Source organism: Pseudomonas anguilliseptica (assembly GCF_021375795.1).
In the GTDB taxonomy this organism is placed as follows: domain Bacteria; phylum Pseudomonadota; class Gammaproteobacteria; order Pseudomonadales; family Pseudomonadaceae; genus Aquipseudomonas; species Aquipseudomonas anguilliseptica_A.
In genome coordinates this window covers 558,117-578,915 of record NZ_JAEIOI010000003.1, presented here as the reverse complement: position 1 = coordinate 578,915, position 20,799 = coordinate 558,117, and the positions used below count along the sequence as shown (strand labels likewise).

General features: G+C 64.7%; 17 protein-coding genes. 3 read left to right on the top strand and 14 right to left on the bottom strand.

Annotated features, from left to right (window positions below; translation table 11 throughout):
* Positions 1 to 66: 66 nt before the first annotated feature.
* On the top strand, positions 67 to 750 hold the full coding sequence (locus IOD17_RS14230; RefSeq protein WP_170050273.1) for a Crp/Fnr family transcriptional regulator: 684 nt from the start codon (positions 67 to 69) through the stop codon (positions 748 to 750).
* A gap of 77 nt (positions 751 to 827) precedes the next feature.
* A complete protein-coding gene (locus IOD17_RS14225) occupies positions 828 to 2,825 on the top strand; it encodes an alkaline phosphatase D family protein (protein WP_233685718.1) in 1,998 nt (665 codons plus the stop codon).
* Here the strand turns inward: IOD17_RS14225 and IOD17_RS14220 are convergent.
* The 8 genes from IOD17_RS14220 to IOD17_RS14185 form a co-directional block, all read right to left on the bottom strand.
* The gene (locus IOD17_RS14220) at positions 2,813 to 3,139 is read right to left on the bottom strand and encodes a DUF3325 domain-containing protein (protein ID WP_233685717.1); all 327 of its coding nucleotides are present in this window, start codon (positions 3,137 to 3,139) and stop codon (positions 2,813 to 2,815) included. The genes IOD17_RS14225 and IOD17_RS14220 overlap by 13 nt on opposite strands.
* The gene (locus IOD17_RS14215) at positions 3,132 to 4,727 is read right to left on the bottom strand and encodes a PepSY-associated TM helix domain-containing protein (RefSeq protein ID WP_233685716.1); all 1,596 of its coding nucleotides are present in this window, start codon (positions 4,725 to 4,727) and stop codon (positions 3,132 to 3,134) included. The genes IOD17_RS14220 and IOD17_RS14215 overlap by 8 nt, the downstream gene beginning before the upstream one ends.
* Positions 4,724 to 5,011: a hypothetical protein gene (locus IOD17_RS14210; RefSeq protein WP_233685715.1), complete on the bottom strand. Its 288-nt coding sequence runs from the start codon at positions 5,009 to 5,011 to the stop codon at positions 4,724 to 4,726. Before IOD17_RS14210 ends, IOD17_RS14215 begins: the two co-directional genes overlap by 4 nt.
* Before the next feature lie 7 nt (positions 5,012 to 5,018).
* Entirely contained in the window at positions 5,019 to 7,481 is a 2,463-nt protein-coding gene (locus tag IOD17_RS14205; protein WP_233685714.1) for a TonB-dependent siderophore receptor, read from the bottom strand.
* A 146-nt stretch (positions 7,482 to 7,627) separates the two neighbouring features.
* Positions 7,628 to 8,635 (bottom strand): FecR domain-containing protein, encoded by a 1,008-nt coding sequence (locus IOD17_RS14200; RefSeq protein ID WP_233685713.1) that lies wholly within the window; start codon positions 8,633 to 8,635, stop codon positions 7,628 to 7,630.
* Between the two features lies 1 nt (position 8,636).
* Positions 8,637 to 9,146 carry a sigma-70 family RNA polymerase sigma factor gene (locus IOD17_RS14195; RefSeq protein WP_233685712.1) on the bottom strand — a complete coding sequence of 170 codons (510 nt, stop codon included), beginning with the start codon at positions 9,144 to 9,146 and terminating at the stop codon, positions 8,637 to 8,639.
* Positions 9,147 to 9,278: 132 nt separating this feature from the next.
* Positions 9,279 to 10,592, bottom strand: a complete 1,314-nt coding sequence (locus IOD17_RS14190) for an NAD(P)/FAD-dependent oxidoreductase (RefSeq protein WP_233685711.1) — start codon at positions 10,590 to 10,592, stop codon at positions 9,279 to 9,281.
* Between the two features lie 275 nt (positions 10,593 to 10,867).
* A complete protein-coding gene (locus IOD17_RS14185; protein ID WP_233685710.1) occupies positions 10,868 to 11,272 on the bottom strand; it encodes a MerR family transcriptional regulator in 405 nt (134 codons plus the stop codon).
* 77 nt (positions 11,273 to 11,349) lie between these two features.
* Between IOD17_RS14185 and IOD17_RS14180 the strand changes: the two genes are divergently transcribed.
* A complete protein-coding gene (locus IOD17_RS14180; RefSeq protein WP_233685709.1) occupies positions 11,350 to 12,588 on the top strand; it encodes an NADH:flavin oxidoreductase/NADH oxidase family protein in 1,239 nt (412 codons plus the stop codon).
* Here the strand turns inward: IOD17_RS14180 and IOD17_RS14175 are convergent.
* The 6 genes from IOD17_RS14175 to IOD17_RS14150 form a co-directional block, all read right to left on the bottom strand.
* Complete coding sequence (locus IOD17_RS14175; RefSeq protein ID WP_418904273.1) at positions 12,570 to 14,075, bottom strand: methyl-accepting chemotaxis protein; 1,506 nt, start codon at positions 14,073 to 14,075, stop codon at positions 12,570 to 12,572. The two genes, IOD17_RS14180 and IOD17_RS14175, sit on opposite strands and share 19 nt — an antisense overlap.
* A 381-nt stretch (positions 14,076 to 14,456) precedes the next feature.
* Positions 14,457 to 15,530: an FAD-dependent oxidoreductase gene (locus IOD17_RS14170; RefSeq protein ID WP_233685707.1), complete on the bottom strand. Its 1,074-nt coding sequence runs from the start codon at positions 15,528 to 15,530 to the stop codon at positions 14,457 to 14,459.
* A 38-nt stretch (positions 15,531 to 15,568) separates the two neighbouring features.
* Positions 15,569 to 16,300, bottom strand: coding sequence for a DUF3047 domain-containing protein (locus IOD17_RS14165; RefSeq protein WP_233685706.1), 732 nt, complete (start codon positions 16,298 to 16,300; stop codon positions 15,569 to 15,571).
* Positions 16,300 to 18,441 carry an FAD-dependent oxidoreductase gene (locus tag IOD17_RS14160; RefSeq protein ID WP_233685705.1) on the bottom strand — a complete coding sequence of 714 codons (2,142 nt, stop codon included), beginning with the start codon at positions 18,439 to 18,441 and terminating at the stop codon, positions 16,300 to 16,302. The genes IOD17_RS14165 and IOD17_RS14160 overlap by 1 nt, the downstream gene beginning before the upstream one ends.
* Entirely contained in the window at positions 18,434 to 19,402 is a 969-nt protein-coding gene (locus tag IOD17_RS14155; RefSeq protein WP_233685704.1) for a hypothetical protein, read from the bottom strand. The genes IOD17_RS14160 and IOD17_RS14155 overlap by 8 nt, the downstream gene beginning before the upstream one ends.
* Positions 19,402 to 20,793, bottom strand: coding sequence for a sodium:solute symporter (locus tag IOD17_RS14150; RefSeq protein WP_233685703.1), 1,392 nt, complete (start codon positions 20,791 to 20,793; stop codon positions 19,402 to 19,404). The genes IOD17_RS14155 and IOD17_RS14150 overlap by 1 nt, the downstream gene beginning before the upstream one ends.
* Positions 20,794 to 20,799: the final 6 nt, after the last annotated feature.

The window sequence follows — 20,799 nt, the reverse complement described above, 5'->3', positions numbered from 1 at the left end:
GGCCAGCATGAACCCACGCCCACGCAGCGCTCTGTCAGCTAGCCGACAAACCGCCTGGAGCTGTCGATGAACAGCGGCCACCACTATCAGGCACGTCTGCGTCAGGGACACTGGTTCAGCGCCCTGCCCGCTGCATTACAGGAGGCGCTGCTGGCCGCCGCCCAGGTGCAGCAACTGGCGCCCGGTCAGGTGCTGTTTCGTCGAGGCGACAAACCCTGTGGCCTGTATGCAGTGGTCGAGGGTGGCATGCGCATTGGTGCGGTTAGTGCCACCGGCAAGGAAGCGCTGCTGACCCTGGTCGAGCCGCCCTACTGGTTTGGCGAAATCTCCCTGTTCGATGGCCAACCACGCACCCACGATGCCTTTGCCGAAGGCCCTGCGACTTTGCTGCTGGTGCCGCAGGCGCGGCTGCTGGCGCTGCTCGAACAGCAACCGCAGTACTGGCGTGATTTCGCCCTGTTGATGAGCCACAAACTGCGCCTGGCGTTTATCGCCCTGGAAGAAATGAGCCTGCTGCCCGCTGCCCCACGGCTGGCCAGGCGGTTGCTGCTGATCGCGGAAAACTATGGCGAGGGCGAGCCGCGCCGGGTGCTGCACCTGCCGCAGGAGCAGCTGGCGCTGATGCTGGCGATCTCCCGGCAGACCACCAACCAGATCCTCAAGGAGCTGGAGGCTCAGGGCATCCTGCGGCTGACCTATGGCGAGATCGAACTCCTTGATCTGCCGCGCCTGCGTCAGGCGGCGCAGTAGGCGGCTGCAAAGACTGAACCTCTGCCGCACAATGGCGCTCTATAACCGACCCTATTTGCGTAGAGCCCGCCGCCCTGATGCCGACCGCCACCGCTGTTGCCCACGCTGACCTGCCCCTGGTGCTGGCCGGCCCGCTGCTGCGCCGCATGGAAGCGCAGCGCCTGGTGCTCTGGCTGGTTGGCAGCCGCCCCTTATCGCTGACCCTGCAGTTGAGCCATGGTGATATGCCCGAGCCACAACGGCTGCCGCTGGCTGGCGACAGCTGCCAGGTTATCCAGATGGGCGAGCAGGCGTTTATCCACCTGATTGATCTGAAACTTGACGCGCCGCTGCCCTGCGATGTGCAGATCGACTACGACCTGCTGATTGAACAGCCGTATCAGTCTGAAATGGGCATCGCCGACTGGGCGCCGCACTTGCTGTACGACGGCGCGACCCAGGCCAATTTCGTCCTGCGCGCGCGGCTGGATCATCTGCTGCACGGCTCTTGCCGCAAGCCGCATCATCCGGCGGCCGATGGCCTACTCTGCGCAGATCGTCTGCTGGCCGAAGCGCCTGCCGCCGAGCAGCGCCCGGCCTTGCTGCTGATGAGTGGCGATCAGATCTACGCCGATGATGTCAGCGGGCCGCTGCTGCGGGCGATTCATCAGGTGATCGAACGCCTGGGTTTGTTTGGCGAGCACCTTGAAGGTGCGGTGGTCGCTGACAGCACGGCGCTGTACCAGCATCCCGCCAGCTACTACCAGCGCGCCGAGCTGCTGCCAGCGCTGAAGAGCAACGAAACCCTGCGCGAGCGGTTTTTCGGTGGTGTGGAAAAACCGGTGTTCACCACCAACAGCGCCGATAACCACCTGGTGACCTGTGCCGAAGTGTTGGCCATGTACCTGCTGGTCTGGTCGCCGACGCCATGGACCTTGCTGGATGCCGAGATGCCGGCGCTGAGCGCCGAGGAAGTGCCGCGTTATCAGGCCGAGCGTGAGCGCATCGAAGTCTTTCGCGGTGGGCTGGGCCAGGTCGCCCGCGCCCTCGCCCATTTGCCGACGCTGATGATCTTTGATGATCACGACATCACCGATGACTGGAACCTCTCCGCTCAGTGGGAAGAGACCGCCTACGGCCACCCGTTTTCCAAACGCATCATCGGCAATGCGTTGATCGCCTACCTGCTGTGCCAGGGCTGGGGCAATAACCCGGATGTGTTTGCTGAGCCGCTGCAGATGATCCGCGCGATGACCGAGGGCCGCGATGCTGCCAACCATATGGACAGCCAGCCGCAGGATGCGCTGATCGACAGCCTGCTGAGCTTTCATCAGTGGCAATTCGTCCTGCCGAGCAGCCCGGCGCTGGTGGTGCTCGACACCCGCACCCGACGCTGGCGCAGCGAGCGCAACCTCAAGCGGCCGTCCGGTCTGCTGGATTGGGAAGCGCTGTGCGAGTTTCAGCAGGCGCTGCTGGATCAGCCGTCGGCGATCATCGTTTCGCCGGCGCCGATGTTCGGCGTCAAGCTGATCGAGACCATCCAGAAGGTCTTCAGCTGGGCCGGCCATCCGCTGATGGTCGACGCGGAAAACTGGATGGCCCACCGGGGCGCCGCGCAGGTGATGCTGAATATCTTCCGCCACTCGCGCACGCCGGGTAACTACGTGATTCTCTCCGGCGATGTGCATTACTCGTTTGTCTACGAGGTGTTGATTCGCCAGCGCAAGCGCGGGCCGAAGCTTTGGCAGATCACCAGCAGCGGCCTGAAAAACGAATTCCCGCCGCGCCTGCTCGACTGGTTCGACCGCCTCAACCGCTGGCTCTACGCGCCCTGGTCACCGCTCAACTGGCTGACCACGCGCCGGCGCATGCAGGTCAAACCGCGCATCCCCTCGCGCAGCAAGGCCGGCGAACGCCTGTGGAATGGCGCGGGGCTCGGTCAGGTGTGGTTCAACGACAACGGCCAGCCGAGCGCGATCTACCAGCTAAATGCCGATGGCTCGCCCGCGGTGGCCTTTGTCGATGACCGTGATAACGCAGCGAGCACGGCGCCTACCCGCCGCGTAGCAACTCAGTCGGCAGATCACTCGGCCTGAGACCGGACTGGCCAAAGCAGGGCCAGCCATTGCGCGCGCCAGTTCAGGGTCAGTGCGACGAGCAGCGTGGCGACGCCCAGCAGCATCAGCCACAGCAGGATGGCCATGGCCGGCGAATCGCCCGCCAGGCTGCACAGCAATGACAGCCCGAGCATCAGGCTGGCGCCGCTGCGCAGGGCGACTTGCCGTGACGCCGTCTGTTGCACGCCTTGATGCACCTGACGCCAATGGTTGGGCAAGGCCAGGGCGAGCCAGGCAAAGCCCAGCACCGCCAGCAGCAGGGCCAACAGCGAGTACAGAACGGCGTCAGACATGGGCGACCTCCAGCGTTTCTTCCTGCGGCACGCGGCGGCGCAGCTTGTGCGCGGCCAGCAGGGCGAGTGCGGCTGCAGCGAGCAGGCACAGGTCAGTGCCGGCCACCGGGCCGTTACCGCTGCGCAGGGTGGCCAGCAGGTGATCGCCGGTGGTCAGCCAGTTGGCCAGAACGGCCAGTACCGCCAGCAGCGCAATCGCCGTGCACTGCTCACGCCAGGCGTGCAGGTAACCGAGGCGTGGGTCCAGCGCCACTCGCCACACAGCATGGGCGCTCGCCACGAGCCACATGGCATAGAAACTCAGGATTTCGACGCGGGCGCGGCCCAGGCCAAACAGCTGCTCCTGCATGGGCAGCCAGCGGTTGGCGAGCAGAAACGCCAGGGTGGCGAGAATCACCCCGCACACGCCGGCAATGCTCAGGGCGTCCAGCAGCGAGACACCGAGATGGCCATGGCGCTGCTGCTTCTTGCGCCGGGCCTGGGTCCAGAAGAACAGCCCGGTGGCGATCACCACACAACCGCCCAGCCCGCCGAGGAAATACAGCCAGCGCAGGGCGTCGTGGCGGAACTGGATGTAGTGCAGGCCGGCGATGAAGTTCCAGGTGTTCACCGTGGCTGATGCCTGAAAGCGGCCCATGACCTCACCGCTGACGTTGGCAAAGCGGAAGTTGTCGATGTCCTTGGTCACGCTGCTGTGGCTGGTGCGGCGCAGCAGCACATTGCCGTTGGCATCCTTGGGATTGTTGATCCGCAGCAGGTACACCGAGCCCGACCCCCAGTGCTGCTCAGCCTTGGCCACCATGGGTTCCAGCGGTGCCAGTTCGCCCGGCTCTTTGGCGGCCCGCAGGCGGATACGGCCGAGTGCTTCGCCGAGGAAGGCGCGTTCGGCGCTGACACCGCTTTGCACCTGCTCGCGGTAGGTGTGTTGCGGCGCATCCGGGTAGTAGATGGCGAACGCGACAATCAGCCCGGACAGGGTGATCAGCAGGTGGAACGGCAGCAGCGCCACGCCAGCGACGTTATGCACATCCAGGGTGCTGCGGCCGAAGGCGCGGTGTAGGCGCAGGGTGAAGAATTCGCTGAACAGCTTGCGGTGGATGACCACGCCGGACACCAGCAGGCAGAGCATGGCCATGCCGGCAATGCCCACCAGCCAGGCGCCGATGTTTTTGTAGCGCAGCGTCAGGTTGTGGTGGAAGGGGTAGATAAAGCCACTGGCACCCAGGGTCAACGGCTTGGCCAGCGGCTCTAGGGTAATCGGGTGGAACAGGTCGCGGCTGCTCTTGCGCGACTCTTCGCTGCCGTAAGTCAGGGTCAGGAACGGCGTGCGCTCCAGGGGCAGGATGATGGTCCAGACGGGTGCGTTGGCGGCGCGTTGTTCCAGCAGTGGGCGAATGTCACGGTCCAGCGACGGCCGCTGCATGCTGTCATCCCAGTGCAGGCGGGTGCTGGGCATCATCCAGCGGTCGATTTCCTTGTCGAACACCGACAGGCTGCCGGTCCAGAATACGGCGAACAGCAAGACGCCGAGCAACACGCCGGCCCAGGTGTGCAGCTCGCCCATGCGGCTTCTGAATCCTGTTTTCATGCTTGCACCTGCAGCAGCAGGGGCGTGCCCCAGGCGAGCAGGCTCAGGCCGCCGAGCAACAGCCAGGCGTTACGTCGGCGCTCGCGGGAAAAGCCCAAGAGCAGCAACAGCAACAGGTAAATGAAGCCGAGCATGATCGCCAGCATCACCGCATCGCCCTGACTCATGCCGCCCCACCAGGCCAGCAGGCCAACCAGTTGTGCGCTGGCGAAATAGGCCAGCGCACACAGGCCGACAACGTGGCTGGCCGTCGCGGCCGGTTGGATAACATCGCGCAGGTGCATGACGGCCTCACTCAAAGCGGTAGCTGGTGCTGAATTGCAGCGAACGCGGTTCGCCCGGCAGGATGCCGAGGTCATTGGTGGCCGACTCGTAGTAGGTCTTGTTGCCCAGGTTGCGGGCGTTGAGGGCAAACGCCCAGGGGCCGCGCTCATGGAACAGTCCGGCATCCAGCACGGTGTAGGCCGGCAGGGTGACGGCGTTGGTGGTCGAGGCGAAGGAATCGCCCTGATGGCGCACACCGAGGCCGACGCGCCAGCCGTTACCCAGCTCTTTGACGCCCCACAGGGTGGCGCTAAAGCGTGGGGCGTTGGCCGCCCGTTTACCTTCCAGCGGCGTGGCCGGCTGCGCCGGGGTGATCGCCGGCGCCGTGGTGTTGTTCGACTGGGTCACCCGCGCATCCAGGTAGGTGAGCCCGCCCTGCAGGCTCAGGCCATGGCCGAGATCGCCGAGGGCCGACAGCTCGACCCCTTCGGCGGTGATTTCACCGACATACAGCGACGGGCCGTTGGGGTCGCTGGGGTCACGGGTCGGCACGTTTTCCTTGATGATCTGGAACAGGCTCAGGCCCAGCTCCAAGGCACCGTCGTTCAGGCGCAGCTTGCTGCCCAGCTCATAGCTGGTGGTGATCTCCGGCGGCTGGATGGCGTTGCCCGGATCGATGACCCCGGTGGCGCTGCCAGGCTGATAGGAGCGTGAAGCGGACAGGTAGTAGGACGACCAGTCATTGGGCTGATAGACCAGCCCGGCGCGCGGGCTGCGGTAATCGTCATCACGGCTGTAATCACTGCCGACGCGGTTGTCGAAGTCGCGTTCCAGCTGATCTTCGCGCAGGCCCAGCAGCATCACCCAGTGCTCGTTGAAGCGCATCAGGTCCTGGATGTAATAACCGGCGGTATGGGTTTCATAGATGCCATCGCGGCGCACGGAGGCTGCGCTGTAGGGCACGGTCTTGAGCACCGGGTTGTACACCGACAGGTTGTAGGCGGCCGGCAGGTCGCCGCCGCGTGACAGGGTGTCGCGCTCCTCGATGGCGTACTCGGCACCGACCATCAGCTCGTGCTGGATGCCCAGCCACTCGACCTGCTTGCTCAGCTCCAGCTTGTTGGCCAGGTCGGTCTGCTGGCTGTCGAAGTTGCTGCGCGACAGGCGCACGGTGGGCGTGGCGGTGTTGAGCAGCAGACGGTTGATGGTGGTCTGGTTACGCTCAAGGTCCAGGGTGCGGTAGCTCAGGGTGTTGCGCAGTTGCAGGCTGTCGCTCAGGTCCACCCTGAGGTCGGCCTGGAAGGTGCTGTCGGCGCTGGTGCCGCTGTCGTTATCGCCGGGGTTGGCCGAGCCGTAATAGGTCGAGCGCGAGACATCCGCCGGCTTGCCGTTGATCCCGGGAATACCGGCGTCGAACACGCGCTCATCGGCCAGGTGCTGGGCGCGCAGGTCGAGGGTCACGTCATCGTTGAAACGCAGGGTGGAAGCCAGCGCCAGGCCGTGCTTCTTGTACCAGACCTCATCGCGGTACGAGTCGCCCTCGTCGGCCATGGCATTGATGCGCACCTGCACCGCTTCGTTCAGCGGCTGGTTGACGTCGAGGGTCAGGCGCCGGGCGTCGTAGGTCCCCAGGCTGGCTGCCAGGTCAGTTTGTGCCTGTGAGTGTGGGCGTTTGCTCACCAGGTTGATCAAACCACCGGCCGAGCCCCGGCCGTAGAGCACGCCGCTGGGACCTTTGACCACTTCGACCTGCTCCAGGTTGAAGGTGTCGCGGAAGCTGTTGCCGCCATCGCGCATGCCGTCCACATAGGTATCAGAAATAGCCGAGAAGCCACGGATGACGAACTGCTCACGAATGCCTTCACCGGTGCTGCTGGTCACGCCTGGGGTGTAGGCCAGGGCTTCCTTGATCGAACGCGCGCCGCGATCACGCAGCACAGTAGCCGGCACGGCATCGACCGTCTGCGGTACATCCAGCGAGTCGACATCGGAGCGGGTGGCGCTGCTCACCGGCACGCTACTTTGGTAACGGCTGGCCTTGCCGGAAATGGTCATGGCAGGCAGCTCGGCACGGGCCGCTGCGTTGTCCGTGTGCGCGGGTGCGGGCCGCAGCACATAACCGCCAGCCTCTACTTGTACGGCCTGCAAGCCGGTATCGAGCAGCAGCGTCGCCAGAGCTTCGGGCACGGTGTAATGGCCTTGAAGACCTGCGGTTACCTTGTCGGCCGTCTGTTCGGCGGTAAAGCTGAGCAGCAGGTTAGCGTTGCTCGACAGGCTGCGCAGCGCCGGCGCCAAAGGCCCGGCGGCAATCGTGAAGGCCTGTTGCGCTTGCTGTTGGGCGTGCGTGCTGTCTGCGGCCATGGCCACGCCCGGCAGTTGCTGGAGGGCCAAGCTGCAGGCCAGGGCCAAGAGCAGGCGGCCACTCGGCCGCTGTTGGAGGTTGTGCGCGGTGTGACGCGGCGGCGTCACGGGGTAATTGGCACGGTGCATGGGGGCTCATGGCACAGAAAGCGAATAAGGTTCTTGCTGTGTAGGTGCCGCGAGAATGGCAATCGGGCAGTGCGTGGCTGAATTATTTTTCGTCGCGCTCGACTATCCGCTGCGACGCGGGCTTAGCCGGCCTGTTCGATCAGCACTCAGTAGCGGCTGCGCGTGCGCACCTGCACTGGCAGCACGCTGGGCAGCGTGGCGAGAATGCGATCGCTGTCGTGCACCGGAAACACCCCGGACAGGCGCAACCCGGCGACGTGTGGATCGCAGCGCAGCAGCCCGGGGCGGTAGCGATCAAGCTCGGCGATGAATGCGCCCAGGGGCATGTCATCAGCAATGATCTGCCCACGGGGCCAGGCCAGATCAGCCTCATGCAGCGGTCGCAGTGGGTCGATATGGGTGCGGCTGAAGCCGGTGCGTTGCCCGGCCAGTAGCACTTGCACGCGGTCACTGCGGGTCGGGTGGATCTGTACGGCGCTTTCCTGTACGGCCACCTGGGTATGGCCGTCGTCCTGGCGCACGCTGAAGCGCGTGCCCAACGCGCGAATGCGCCCTTGCGCGGTCTGCACCTCAAGCGGGCGTGGGTCGACGGGCTGCAGGCCCTGGGCCGCGGCGGTGACGACCATGATCTCGCCCGCGCGCAGGTGCAGCAGACGGGTCTGCGCATCGAATTGCAGATCGAGCGCCGTGGCGGTGTTGAGCGTGACGTGGGTGCCATCGCTGAGGGTCACGCGGCGTTGCTCACCGGTGCCGGTACGGTGTTCGGCCAGCTGTTCCTGCCAGGTGCTGGTGCGGCTGGCCAGCAGCCCGGAGCCGGCCAGCAGGCCACCCCAGAACAGCGAACGCAGCAGCGTGCGGCGGCTGGCCTGCGTGGTTTGTCGGGCATAGGGCGAGAGCGTCTGGTAGGCACTCTTGGCCGGCAATGCCTTGAGCCGTCCGGTCATGGCCTCGATATGCCGCCAGGCGCGCTCGTGCTCGGGGCTGGCGGCGCGCCAGGCTTGCCAGGCCAGCTGCTCCTGGGCGCTGGTTGCGCCTGACATCAGCAGGGTCAGCCATTCCACCGCCTGGTCGGCCACGGCTGCGCTGATCGGCTGGCCCTCGGCCAAGAGCCTGGCGGGTGTGTTGGGGTAAACCGCGCTGTGCTGTCCGTTCATGTCAGTTGGCCAGGGCAAACAGGTATTGGCGGTTGGCGCGCATCAGGTACTGCTTCACCGAGCTGCTGGACACGCCCAGGCGTTCGGCGATTTCGGCATAGCTGAGTTCTTCCAGGTGGGCGAGCAGGAAGGCTTCCTTGACCTGGGCCGGCAGACCGTCAAGGGCGCTGTCGATCTGGCGCAGGGTTTCCAGTGCCTGCAGCTGTTCTTCCGGCGAGGGGTAAACTGCTTCCGGCAGGCTGGCGAGCACTTCAAGGTAGGCGTCTTCCAGGCGCTGGCGGCGATGACGATGGGCAATCAGTCGGCGCGCAATGGTCGCCAGAAAGGGCCGGGGTTCGCGAATTTCATGGGCCTGACCGGAATGAATAACGCTGACGAAGGTGTCCTGGGCCAGGTCTGCGGCGGCAAAGGTGTCGTTCAGCTTGCGCCGCAACCAGCCTTCCAGCCAGCCGTGGTGCTGGCGGTAGAGCGTGTCGAGGTCGGTAGACAGGTCAAATTCAGAGGCAGGCACAGTGAGCTCCGGTCAGCCGGATGGCTACTCAGGCGCACATGATAATTATTATTAAAAACTCAATGCTGCCGGTGACGTGTGCCCCGGCAGCTGATCAGCGGACTGCGCTCACACGTCAGCGCCGCAGCCTTCTTAGCGCAGCTTTTCCAGCATCTGGTAGTACCACATGCCGGCGGCCAGCATCGGGTTGCCGAACACATCGCCCAGCGGCACCTTGATGTGTTTGCAGGCGGCGAAGGTGTCGTAGTGGCCCATTGTTCCGGTCAGGGCGTTGGCCATGATCTCGCCCATGATGTGGGTGGTGGCGATGCCGTGGCCGGAGTAGCCCTGGCAGTACCAGACGTTGTCCGAGAGCTTGCCCAGCTGCGGGATGCGGTTGATCACGATGCCCATGGCGCAGCTCCACTGAAAATCAATGGCGACGCCCTTGAGCTGCGGGAAAGTCTGCTCGATGCCGGGGCGCAGTTCGCCGGCGATATCCCGTGAGTCGCGCCCCGAGTAGTTGCAGCCACCGCCGAACAGCAGGCGACCGTCGGCGGTCATGCGGTAGTAGTCGAGGACGAAACGGCAGTCGTATACGGCCAGATCCTGCGGGTTGATCTGCTTGGCCAGCTCACCCAGCGGCGCGGTGGTGACGATGCCGCCCATGGCCGGGAAGATCATGCCCTTGAGCTTTTTCGGCTCCAGCTTGTGGTACACATCGCCGGCCAGCAGCACCTGCTTGGCGTTGATCCGGCCTTGGGCGGTGACCACCGCCGGGGTGTTGCCATGCACAATCTCCAGTACTTCGGAGTGCTCGAAAATCAGCGCGCCGAGGCTGGCGGCGGCCTTGGCCTCGCCGATGCACAGGTTCAGCGGGTGCAGGTGCATATTGCGGGTGTTCTTCAGCGCGCCGCTGTACAGGTCGCTGGCCAGGTGGCTGCGTACGCCTGCGCGGTCGAGCAGGGTCACATCAGCGCCCATGCCGCGGCGCTGCGCTTCGGCGTAGGTGGCTTCCAGTTCCTGCATGTGGGTTGGCTTCATCGCCGCATGCAGGTGACCGTGCTTGAGGTCGCACTGAATGCCGTATTTCTCCACGCGATTCTTGATGATCTCGTGTCCGCGCCAGCGCAGGTGCCAGATAAAGTCTTCGACTTCCTCGCCGAGGGTGTTGCGCATCTGCTTGGTCATTGCCGCATCGCCCGACAGGCTGCCAGTGACCTGCCCGCCGTTGCGCCCGGTGGCGCCCCAGCCAATTTTGTTGGCCTCAACAATTGCCACCTTGAGGCCGCGTTCTGCCAGCTCCACGGCAGACGCCACGCCGGTAAAACCGCCGCCGATGATCACCACATCGACGCTGACCTCGCCTTGCAGGGTCGGGTAGTCTGTTTCTTCATTGAGGGTGGCGCTGTAGTAAGACGGGCAACGCACGGCGGCGGGCGTTACGGGTTTGAGGGCGGCATTCATAAGCAGTTTCCTGGTAGACGACGGAAATGGGCAGAGCAGTCAGGGCTGAACGCTCCGGTCATCCGGCGGGCGCGCGTGGCGGCAATGCCACAACGCCCAGAACGCCAGGGTGTGTGGCAGCGTGACCCGGTCACGCGGTGCGGCTGCGTGCAACGGGGCGGGAGAGAACACAAGAGAAAGGCGCATGACCGCCAGATTCACACGGGGCCATGCGTTGGTTAAATGCTGTTTTTTACATGCTTGGTTAATGTCTGGCTAAACATTGCGCGGGTGACTCATGCACCGCGCAACTGGGCTATCACCCGCTCGGCGTTTTCCGTGCAGGGCATGCCTTCCGGTTTGCTTTCGATGCTGGCGATGATGGTCAGCAGTTGCGCCTTGTTCTGCGCCAGGCGTTGCTGCATGGCCTCGATCTCGCCGACCTTGCGTTGCAGGCTGCCGAGCAACTGCTCATGCGCCCAGCCCTCGGTGTTGGCATCAGGAAGCAGGCGGCGGATTTCCTCCAGGCTGAAGCCGGCCTGCTGCGCGCAGCTGATAATGCCCAGGGTCTGCACCGCCTGTTCCGGATAGCGGCGGTAGCCGTTGGCCTGGCGCTGGGCGCTGATCAGCCCGCTGGCTTCATAGAAGCGAATACGCGATGCGGCCAGCCCTGTGCGGCTGGCCAGTTCACCAATTTTCATCATTCGTGTTCCGAGCTATTGACCTTAAAGTTGACTTTAACCTTAGCCTTGCTCCATCTGCTAGCTCGGAGTACGCCATGACTGCCTTCCAACCGCTGCAACTGCCCAACGGCACCACCCTGTTCAACCGCATTGCCAAGGCATCGATGGAGGAAAACCTGGCCGACGCCAGCCAGGGCCCGTCCACCGAATTGCTGCGCCTGTATCAGGCCTGGGCCGAGGGCGGTGCCGGCTTGCTGTTGACCGGTAACGTGATGGTCGACCGCCGCGCCATGACCGGCCCCGGCGGCGTGGTGCTGGAAGATGAGCGGCAACTGGACAAATTCCGCGAGTGGGCGCGGATTGGTCGCGCCCGCGGTGCGCAGTTGTGGATGCAGATCAACCACCCCGGCCGGCAGATGCAGGCCAACCTCGGGCAGCAGACCGTCGCCCCCTCGGCCGTGGCGCTGGAGCTGGGTGGCCTGTCGAAGATGTTCCCCGTGCCCAGGGCGCTGGAGGAAGCCGACATTCAGGACCTCATTCAGCGCTTTGCACGCACTGCACAGCTGGCTGAGCAGGCCGGTTTTACCGGCGTGCAGATCCACGCCGCGCACGGTTATCTGCTTAGCCAGTTTCTCTCGCCGATCAGCAACAAGCGCACCGACCGCTGGGGCGGCACGCTGGAAAACCGCGCACGGCTGCTGCTCGAGGTGGTCAAGGCGGTGCGTGCTGTGGTCGCGCCGAGCTTCTGCGTGGCGGTCAAACTCAACTCGGCGGACTTCCAGCGTGGCGGTTTCGATGCGGCCGATGCCAAGCGCGTGGTGCAGCTGCTCAATGGGCAGGCGGTGGATCTGGTCGAACTGTCCGGTGGCAGCTATGAAGCACCCGCCATGCAGGGCGATGCCCGCGACGGTCGCACCTTGGCGCGTGAAGCCTACTTCCTGGAGTTTGCTGGTGAGATCGCCGCTGTGGCGACGATGCCAGTCATGGTCACTGGCGGCATTCGCCGTTTGCCGGTGGTCGAGCAGGTGCTGGCCAGCGGTGTGGCCATGGCCGGGATTGCCACGGCCCTGGCGATCAACCCCGCGCTGCCGAAACAATGGCAGGCCGGGCAGCCCAGCAGCGCCGAGCTGCCAGCGATCCGCTGGAAGAACAAGGTGTTTGCCTCCCTGGCCTATATGGCGGTGGTGAAATTCCAGATGCGCCAACTCAGCCGGGGTCGCCGCCCCAACCCACAGGTATCGCCTTTGCGCGCGCTGCTGTTGGAGCAACTGAAAAGCGCCCGCCGCACCCGTCAGTACAAACGCCTGATGACGGCTCAGGGTTCGGGTTTGTAGCCCAGGCGCAAACCGCCCCAGTGGCGGCCCTGAACCATGATCGGTACCGACAGGTCGTGCATCAGCTCGCCGGTGTCACGCATATAGGTCTGTAGCAGCAGCGACTTCTGGTGGCTGCCGCAGCGGATGCCAGTGCGGTCGTTGAACAGACGCTTGCTGCGGCTCTTCACGCTGTCGATGGCGCGGTCGCCGCAGGGCGGGTGGTTGAACGCAGCGTTGTGCGTCGGCACATAGCCTTCGGCGGTGCAGGCGATGGCAAACACCAGACCTTCGTGCTGGCTGAGCAGCGGTTCCTGAATGGCCGGCAGTACCTGATCGGCGTAGCTGTCGAAGCGGGTTTTGTACTTGGCCGGGAAGCTGCCGGCAATCGGCTGGTAGTGGCGGTCGAACAGGTCGCTGGTGCTGATCCGGCCGCTGTGCAGGTCCGCTTCGAACTGCGCGGCAATCTGCGCGGCGGCGTTGCGGGCGAGGTCATAGATGCGCTGGTGGTAGTCATCCAGGCCGACTTCGGCGAGCTGTTCGCTGACGCTTTCGGCCTGCGCGACCAGACGCTCGGCCGCGCTGCTGAGCTGGCGGGTCTGCCCTTCACTGTCGCCGACATCGCCGCGCAACTGGCTGACCGCCACTGACAGTTCGGCCAGGCGCTCGTGATTATGGCGGGTGCCGCTGTCGATCTGGCTGACCTGGTTTTCCACATCCACCGCCAGTGCAGCAATCCCCTGCAACTGCTCGCCGGTGTGCTCGACCTGCTGCGCGGCCTGGGTCAGCTGCTCGGCCTGCTGTTGCATATGGCTGACCACCGCCGCGCTCTGCTGGCGGATATCGCTGACGATCTGCCCGACTTCCTCGGTGGCGCTGCTGGTGCGTCCGGCGAGGTTGCGCACTTCATCGGCGACCACGGCAAAACCGCGCCCCAGGTCGCCGGCGCGGGCCGCTTCGATGGCCGCATTGAGCGCCAGCAGGTTGGTCTGGCTGGCAATCGACTGGATCACCTGGGTGACTTTCTCGATCTGTTCGGTGCGGCTGCTGAGGCCGTCGATCAGCTCGCGGCTGGTGGCGGTCTGCGCGCTCAGGTGCTGCATGGCATCAATGGCCTGACGCAGTTCCTGCTGCCCGCTGCTGCTGTTCTGTCGCACGCTCTGCGCGGCCAGCAGGGTCTGTTCGGCGCGCTGGGCATTGTCCTGTTCGGTGTGGGTGATGGCCTCGGCGGCCTGGTTGATCTGCTCGGTGGCACTTAGCTGCGAGTGCAGTTTGCCGGCCAGTTGCTGCGCGGCGTGGGCCACTTCGGCTGCGGCCAGGGCGTTGTGGCAGGTCTGTTGGGACAGGCTCTGGCTGAGGTTGCTGAAGGCGTCGTTGGCGGCGTCGCTCTGCGCCGGCAGTTCTTCATGCTGGCGCTGCCAGGGGCCCAGCCAGGGCCACAGGGCCAGCAGCAGAAAGGACGGAATGCTGATAAACCAGGGCACTTGTATTTGCTGATAGGCCGCCATCAACCCGGCCAGCCCGATGGCATGCAGCAGGCAGGCCTTGGGGTAGGAAATAAACGCAGAGCGCATGACAAACCTCATTATTTTTATTCTGGTCGAGCCAACACCAGAAACTGCCAGTGGCGCGCCGCTGCTGTATGGGCGGGCCATGCCTGCTGGAACCTGCGTGCGTGCAGCCGGATATACCTGCTCAGGCAATCGGCCGCTGTCGGCGAATCTATAGACCATAGCGGGTGTCGCTCCCTGCGGCCAACCTTTGGTGGGAGGTTGATTCGAGCACCCATGGCGGTTCGCGGCCATGGCACTTTGGTCGCAGGTGGGTTAATCCCTAAGGGCCTGTTTCGCGCACTGCCTTAATGCTGTGCAGTAGACCCTAACGCGCCGTCAAAGGCGATGACGCTGGATAAATCCACGGTCGAGAAAATCCTTCCAGTGGCCATAGAACTGGCCACCGGCACTGTGCCCATGCCAGTCCAGCAGCGCGCCGCCATCGCCGGTGGCGAGCAGCGCCAGGCTTTGTCGTTGCGGGTGGTAGCGTTTGAGCGGCAGGCCACGTAACGCGGCGTTGAGGTTGGCCGCCAGCACCGGGCCCTGGCGCACGGCATAGACACCGCTTTTGCGCGCACCGGGCAGGCTGGCGCAGTCGCCGGCGGCGAAGATCGTCGGGTGGGTGTAGCTCTGCAGTGTCGGCGCGATCAGTACAAAACCCTGTTCATCGCAGCCCAGACCGCTGTGTGCAGGCCAGGCAAAGGCCTTTGTTCCACTGGCCAGCAACAAGCGTTGACCGCGCCAGACCGGTTCGTCACCGCTGAGCAGGCAGTCGCCTTCGATACGGCTGATCGGGCAATCCTCACGCACCCACACGCCGCGTTGGCGCAGATGGCCGAGGGCGCGCAAGCGCACGCCAGCCGACAAACCATCGAGCAGGTGACCGGCGCAGAACAGCGCCAGCTGCGGCACCTGCCCGGCCAAAGCCAGCGCCAGCTCAACCCCCGCTGCGCCGCCGCCGAGAATTGTCAGAGGCTGTGGTGCGGCCTGCCAGCGTTGCCAACCGGCAAGAAACTCGGCAAAGGGTTTGACCGCCAGCGTCTGCATGGCGTCGCCTTGCTGGGGCGGTGCGCCAACCTGCGCGCCGATATTCAGCGACAGCCAGCTGGCATTCAGGGTTCGTCCGTCGGTCAGTTGCACCTGTTGCTGGGCGGCGGACAGGCTTTCCACCGGGCTGACGATCAGCTCGACCTTGGCCGCGCGACACAGTGCCTGCAGTTCGATCTGGCAATCCGCCGCGCTGTGTCGCCCAGCCAGCAGCCCCGGCAGCATGCCCGAGTACCAGGCCACCGGTCCGGCGCTGAGTAATGCGATACGCCCCGGTGGTCGTTCGATCAACGCCCAGCGCCGCAGCACACCAAGGTGGGCATGGCCGGCGCCGAGCAGCAGGAGGTCGTAGTGATGGTTCAAACGCAGGCATCCATGGCTCAAAACGATGTGCCGTTATGCTACGGGCTTGTGCTGTCGTCTGTCAGGGGATGCTGTAACAGCGGCGTGGCGAAATAGCTGTCGGCGGACTCGCCAGTGTTGTCGCTGTCGGCGGCAAACACCACGCCGAGAATTCTGCGCGGGGCGCTGCCAAAGGCTGCGATGGCATCCGCCTTTAGATCACGGCTTTCACTGAGCCATTGCCCCAGCGGCGCTTCCGGGCCGCGCAGCACCTGCATTTCCACCGTTTCGGTGTAGGCGCTGCGCGCGTGGGTGCCGGGCGCGGCACGGTTGTCCCAGACGTAGCTGAGGGTCGCCGCCGGCAGATTCGGATCAAAGAAGGCACGCGCCAGGCGCAGCTTTTGCCGGGTGACAAAGCTCAGCGAATCCAGCGGGTAATCCAGCAGCACATAAACCCGCGCGGCGTAGTCGTCACCTTCACGGGTGGCGAAGCGCGCCTTGTCCAGTTTCTGCTCGGTGCGCCATTGCCAGCTCAGTTGCCAGGGCTGATCGCCGGGCAGGTCCAGCGGATGTAGCAGACCGCCGGCCGCAGCATCAGCCTGAATGCGCAGCACTGGCTGGCCATCCTGCTCGACCAGCGTGCGCGTGGATGGCTTTAGCTTGGGAATATCCGCCAGACGCCAGGGCGCCGACCACTCGCCGCTGGGCGGGCCGTCCGTCCAGGGCGTCAGTTGGTTATCGGCCTGGGCCAGCGGCGACAGCATCAGCAGGGCCAGCAGTAACCTGCGCATCAGCTGCGGCGCCAGCTATGGAAGCGTTGCACTAACCGCAGCAGCCCCTGCGGCGCATGGGCGCGTTTCCATTCGCCGGCCGCGTATTTGTTGGCTTCGGCCATGGTCGGGTAGCTGTGGATGGTGCCGAGAATCTTGTTCAGGCCGAGATTATGTTTCATTGCCAGCACGTATTCGGCGAGCAGTTCCCCGGCGTGCTCGCCGACGATGGTCACCCCGAGAATCTGGTCCTTGCCCGGCACGGTCAGCACTTTGACAAAGCCGTGGGCAGCCTCGTCAGCGATGGCCCGATCCAGGTCGTCGATACCGTAACGGGTCACCTCATAGGCGATATTCTGCGCCTTGGCCTCACTTTCACTCAGGCCGACGCGGGCGACTTCGGGGTCGGTAAAGGTGCAGGCGGGAATCACCCGATAATCCACCTTAAAGCGTTTTAGCGGGCTAAATAGCGCATTCACCGCCGCATACCAGGCCTGGTGCGCCGCCACGTGGGTGAACTGGTACGGCCCGGTGACATCGCCCACCGCATAGATATTGGGGAAGCGTGTCGCCAGATACTCGTCGACCTCCAGGGTGCCGTTGGGCCGCACCGTCAGGCCCAGTTCCTCGACGCCGTAACCCGTGACATTGGCCACCCGGCCGAGGGCCAGTAGCAGGCCGTCGAAGGCGATGGTCACCTCCTCGCCGGTATCCAGCCGGCGGGCGACCATGCGCTGTTCGCCATCCACCACTTCAAAACGTTCGGCGCGGTGTTGCAGGCGCACATCCACACCGTCGGCGCGCAGGCTGTTCAAGACCAGTTCGCTGGCATCGGCGTCTTCACGCGGCAGCAGGCGCTCGGCCAGCTCCACCTGAATCACCTGGCTGCCGAGGCGCTGGAAGGCCTGGGCCAGCTCGCAGCCAATCGGCCCGCCGCCGAGCACCAGCAGCCAGCGTGGTTGCTCGCGCAGGCTCCAGATGCTGTCCGAGGTGTAGCTCTGCACCTGCTCCAGCCCAGGAATCTTCGGCACCAACGGCCGCGCGCCGGCGGCGATAATCAGGTTGCGGCTGGTCAGGGTCTGGCCATTCACTTCCACGCTCCAGGGCGAAAGAATCTTCGCTTCGCCCTGAATCACCTCGACGCCCAGGCCGGTGTAGCGCTCCACCGAGTCATGCGGTTCGATATCGGCAATCACTCGCTGAATGCGCTGCATCACGGCCGGAAAATCCACCGTGCCCTGCACGCCGGTAAAGCCCAGCGCCGGGCCCTTTTTCAGTTCATTGGCCAACTTGGCCGAACGCAGCAGCGCCTTGGACGGCACGCAGCCGGTGTTCAGGCAGTCGCCGCCCATCTGGTGTTTTTCGATCAGGCTGACCTTGGCCTTCACCGCCGCAGCGATATAGGCGCTGACCAGGCCACCGGCACCGGCGCCGATCACCAGCAGGTTGCGGTCGAAGGTTTTCGGTTTGTGCCAGCCGGCGTACACCCGCCGTGCCTGGATCAGGCCGAGCAGCTTGCGCGCAATCAACGGGAACACCCCAAGTAGGACAAAGGCACCGAGCAGCCCCGGCGAGAGGATGCCGGCGAGCGACTCCAGCTGGCCCAGTTCGCGCCCGGCGTTCACATACACCAGGGTGCCCGGCAGCATGCCGAGCTGGCTGACCCACCAGTAGGTACGCGCCGGCAGGCGGGTCAGGCCCATGGCCAGGTTGATCAGAAAGAACGGAAACAGCGGCACCAGGCGCAGCGCGAACAGGTAGAACGCGCCTTCACGTTCGATGCCCGCATCAATACCGGTCAGGCGCTGGCCGAAGCGGCTTTGCACCCAATCGCGCAGCAGAAAACGGCTGCTGAGCATGGCCAGTGTCGCGCCCAGCGTCGAGGCGAAGGACACCAGGATAAACCCCTGTAACAGGCCAAATAGCGCGCCGGCCAGCAAGGTCATCAGGGCCGCGCCGGGTAGCGACAAGGCCGTGACCGCAACGTAAGCGAGAAAGAACAGCCCCGCCGCTAGCCAGGGCTGCGCGGCCACTTGAGCATTCAGCGCCGCTTGCTGCGCCTTGAGTGCGTCCAGGTTGAGGTACTGGCCGATATCGAAGACAAAGAAACTGCCCAGCAGCGCGAGGATCAGGCCCATCAGAGCCAGTTTGCGGCTATTCATCAGTCAGCGCCTCCAGGGCGCAGAGGCTTTGGCACAGGCTAAAACCACCCAGCAGAGCAGTCTCGGGGCGGTCGCTCAGTTGGCCGAGCACCCGTGCACGGTAGGACAACGCCGCCGGGCTATCAGCAGGCCACTGGCGGTCGAAGTCGGCGAGAAAAGCTGTGTGGTCGTAATTCAAAGGCAGCGCTTCGATAAACAGGCCGTCACGCTGGCAACGGTAAAGCGCCGCCGGGTGCGGCGTGCTGGCTATGCGGCTGAGCAGGCCATAGCAACCGCCGGCAAAGTTCGGTAGCCCGGCCGCGCCGTTATTGATCAGCGCGCCGTACTCAAGGTTTGACGCCACTGCCGAGCAGGTATGGCTGGTGGCGAGCACCTGCACGCTGTTCGCGACGAACCAGCTATCCAGCTGCTGCTGACGCTCAGGCGCACTGAGCGATTCCCGCGAGCAGCTCCAGCCAGCCAGGGATTGCTCGTCGCCATGGCTGATCGCCACGCGCCGCCCGGCCACACTGACCAGTGCCGTGCTCGGCCGTGACGCCAGGCGTTCGGCTATGCCCGGCAAGCCCTGCACAGTTCGGTTCAATACCTGCTGGATGGCATTGGAGCGCTCGACCACCGCGTCATCCACGTCCATCGGGTAGGCGCAGCCGCAGCCGGCTCCGCTGTCATCCGCGCGACCCAGCTCGGTTTCAACATTGCCGCGCAGGGCCAGGTGGGCACTGAGACCCTGCTCGATCTGCTGGAAAATCTCGGGGTCGCGGTCAAACCAGTGGGCGTCGCCGTTAAACACCACCCGCGCCTTTGGCTCCGCCGCCAAGCGCCGTTGCAGAGCGGTCAGGGCCTGGCGATTGCCATACAGGCCGCCGACCACATACAGCGCCTGGCAGTCGAACAGCGGCTCACCGCTAAAGGCATCCCGCGTAAGGCGGTAGTCCAGTGGGCAGTCGCGGCCAGCACGCATCAGGCGTTACCTGTTTTGCGGTGCAGCAGCCAGCCGGGCAGCAGATAGCCGAGTACACAGAGCCCGAGGCCATACAGGTTGGTGCCGAGCAGCAACGCATACTTGCCGTCGCCGATGGCCCAGCTTTGTGGAATCCAGTTCAGGGTCAGCGCGACGCCGAGGCCCAGGCCGGTCCAGAAACTCAGGTGAAAGCCCAGGCGGGTTGGCGTGGTCAGGCCGTGCAGGACAAACACCGGGGCCAAGCCAATCACCATGGTGCCGCTGATGGTGGTGGCCTTGAGGATGTCGGTGCCGGCGATCATCGGCAGGTTGCCGAGCAGGGCGAACAGCACCATCACCGCCATGCCGACGCCAATGGCTTTCTGCCCGAGGTCGCGGCCAGCCAGTTTCGGCAGCTCGCGCCCGGCCAGTTTGGCCAGGCTGGAAAAGGTCGAATCCAGGGTCGAGCCGGCAGCGGAAACCATCACCACGGTCATCACCAGCAGCGCGCCGATGCCCAGGCTCTTGGCCAGGGCGGCCGGCACATTGTCCGAGGCGGCAACGCCCACCAGCTGCGCATGCACGCCGATCAGGCTAAAGGCGAGGATGGCGATAAAGCCGAGCACCCCGGCAATCACGAAGGAGCGGCGCATGGCCTTTTCTTCGCTGATAAAGCCTCGATCGGTCAGCACCGGGTCATGGAAGCCATAGCTGAAGGCCTGCAGGCCGGCGACCAGCAGCAGGTCGACGCCGGCATTCAGCGCCCAGTGGCTGGTGCTGGCCAACTCAGTCGGCGAATGCTGTGGCAGCACCAGACCCAGCACCCAGACCAGGGCAATCACGAAGATCGCCGCTTGCGCCGCATCGGTGATGATCGAGCTGCGCAAGCCGCCACGCAGGCTGTAGGCCAGGGTCACGGCGGTAAACAGCAAGGCCGAGGCAATAAACTCGATGCTGCCGGAGTCGCCGTAATAACCGCCGACCACGGCGGTGTTGCTCCACACCTCGTTGAACAGGCGAATCAGAATCGCCGCCGAGAACGCCAGCGCCGCGCCTCGGCCGTAGTGGCTGCTGAGAAAGCTCACCAGGCCGGTCGCGGCAAAGCGCCGACGCAGGCGGTAGATGACAAAGCCGGTAAGCGGAATCGACAGCCAGTACATGGCATAGGCCAGGCCGCCGACCAGGCCGTAAGTCGCCCCCAGATTGGCGGCGTTGGTCACCGATTTGGCGAAGATCCAGCTGATAAAGATGCTTGAGGTGATCAACCACGGGCTGGCGCTGCGGCCCTGGTTGTCCTCGCCATTGAAGAAACCGCCAAGGGTTACAGCGCGTGGCGACAAGGCCAGCATCAGCGCGCCGTAGACCACGAGAAAACCCCAGAAGAACAAGCCGGTCAGACTGGTGGGTTGCATGGATTG

Bases quoted from the DNA above. Each gene is read 5' to 3' on its own strand.
- IOD17_RS14215 (WP_233685716.1), bottom strand. From the start codon at position 4,727: ATGAAAACAGGATTCAGAAGCCGCATGGGCGAGCTGCACACCTGGGCC.
- IOD17_RS14210 (WP_233685715.1), bottom strand. From the start codon at position 5,011: ATGCACCTGCGCGATGTTATCCAACCGGCCGCGACGGCCAGCCACGTT.
- IOD17_RS14155 (WP_233685704.1), bottom strand. From the start codon at position 19,402: ATGCGTGCTGGCCGCGACTGCCCACTGGACTACCGCCTTACGCGGGAT.
- IOD17_RS14175 (WP_418904273.1), bottom strand. From the start codon at position 14,075: ATGGCGGCCTATCAGCAAATACAAGTGCCCTGGTTTATCAGCATTCCG.
- IOD17_RS14160 (WP_233685705.1), bottom strand. From the start codon at position 18,441: ATGAATAGCCGCAAACTGGCTCTGATGGGCCTGATCCTCGCGCTGCTG.
- IOD17_RS14185 (WP_233685710.1), bottom strand. From the start codon at position 11,272: ATGAAAATTGGTGAACTGGCCAGCCGCACAGGGCTGGCCGCATCGCGT.
- IOD17_RS14220 (WP_233685717.1), bottom strand. From the start codon at position 3,139: ATGTCTGACGCCGTTCTGTACTCGCTGTTGGCCCTGCTGCTGGCGGTG.
- IOD17_RS14165 (WP_233685706.1), bottom strand. From the start codon at position 16,300: ATGCGCAGGTTACTGCTGGCCCTGCTGATGCTGTCGCCGCTGGCCCAG.
- IOD17_RS14230 (WP_170050273.1), top strand. From the start codon at position 67: ATGAACAGCGGCCACCACTATCAGGCACGTCTGCGTCAGGGACACTGG.
- IOD17_RS14205 (WP_233685714.1), bottom strand. From the start codon at position 7,481: ATGCACCGTGCCAATTACCCCGTGACGCCGCCGCGTCACACCGCGCAC.
- IOD17_RS14150 (WP_233685703.1), bottom strand. From the start codon at position 20,793: ATGCAACCCACCAGTCTGACCGGCTTGTTCTTCTGGGGTTTTCTCGTG.
- IOD17_RS14200 (WP_233685713.1), bottom strand. From the start codon at position 8,635: ATGAACGGACAGCACAGCGCGGTTTACCCCAACACACCCGCCAGGCTC.
- IOD17_RS14180 (WP_233685709.1), top strand. From the start codon at position 11,350: ATGACTGCCTTCCAACCGCTGCAACTGCCCAACGGCACCACCCTGTTC.
- IOD17_RS14225 (WP_233685718.1), top strand. From the start codon at position 828: ATGCCGACCGCCACCGCTGTTGCCCACGCTGACCTGCCCCTGGTGCTG.
- IOD17_RS14190 (WP_233685711.1), bottom strand. From the start codon at position 10,592: ATGAATGCCGCCCTCAAACCCGTAACGCCCGCCGCCGTGCGTTGCCCG.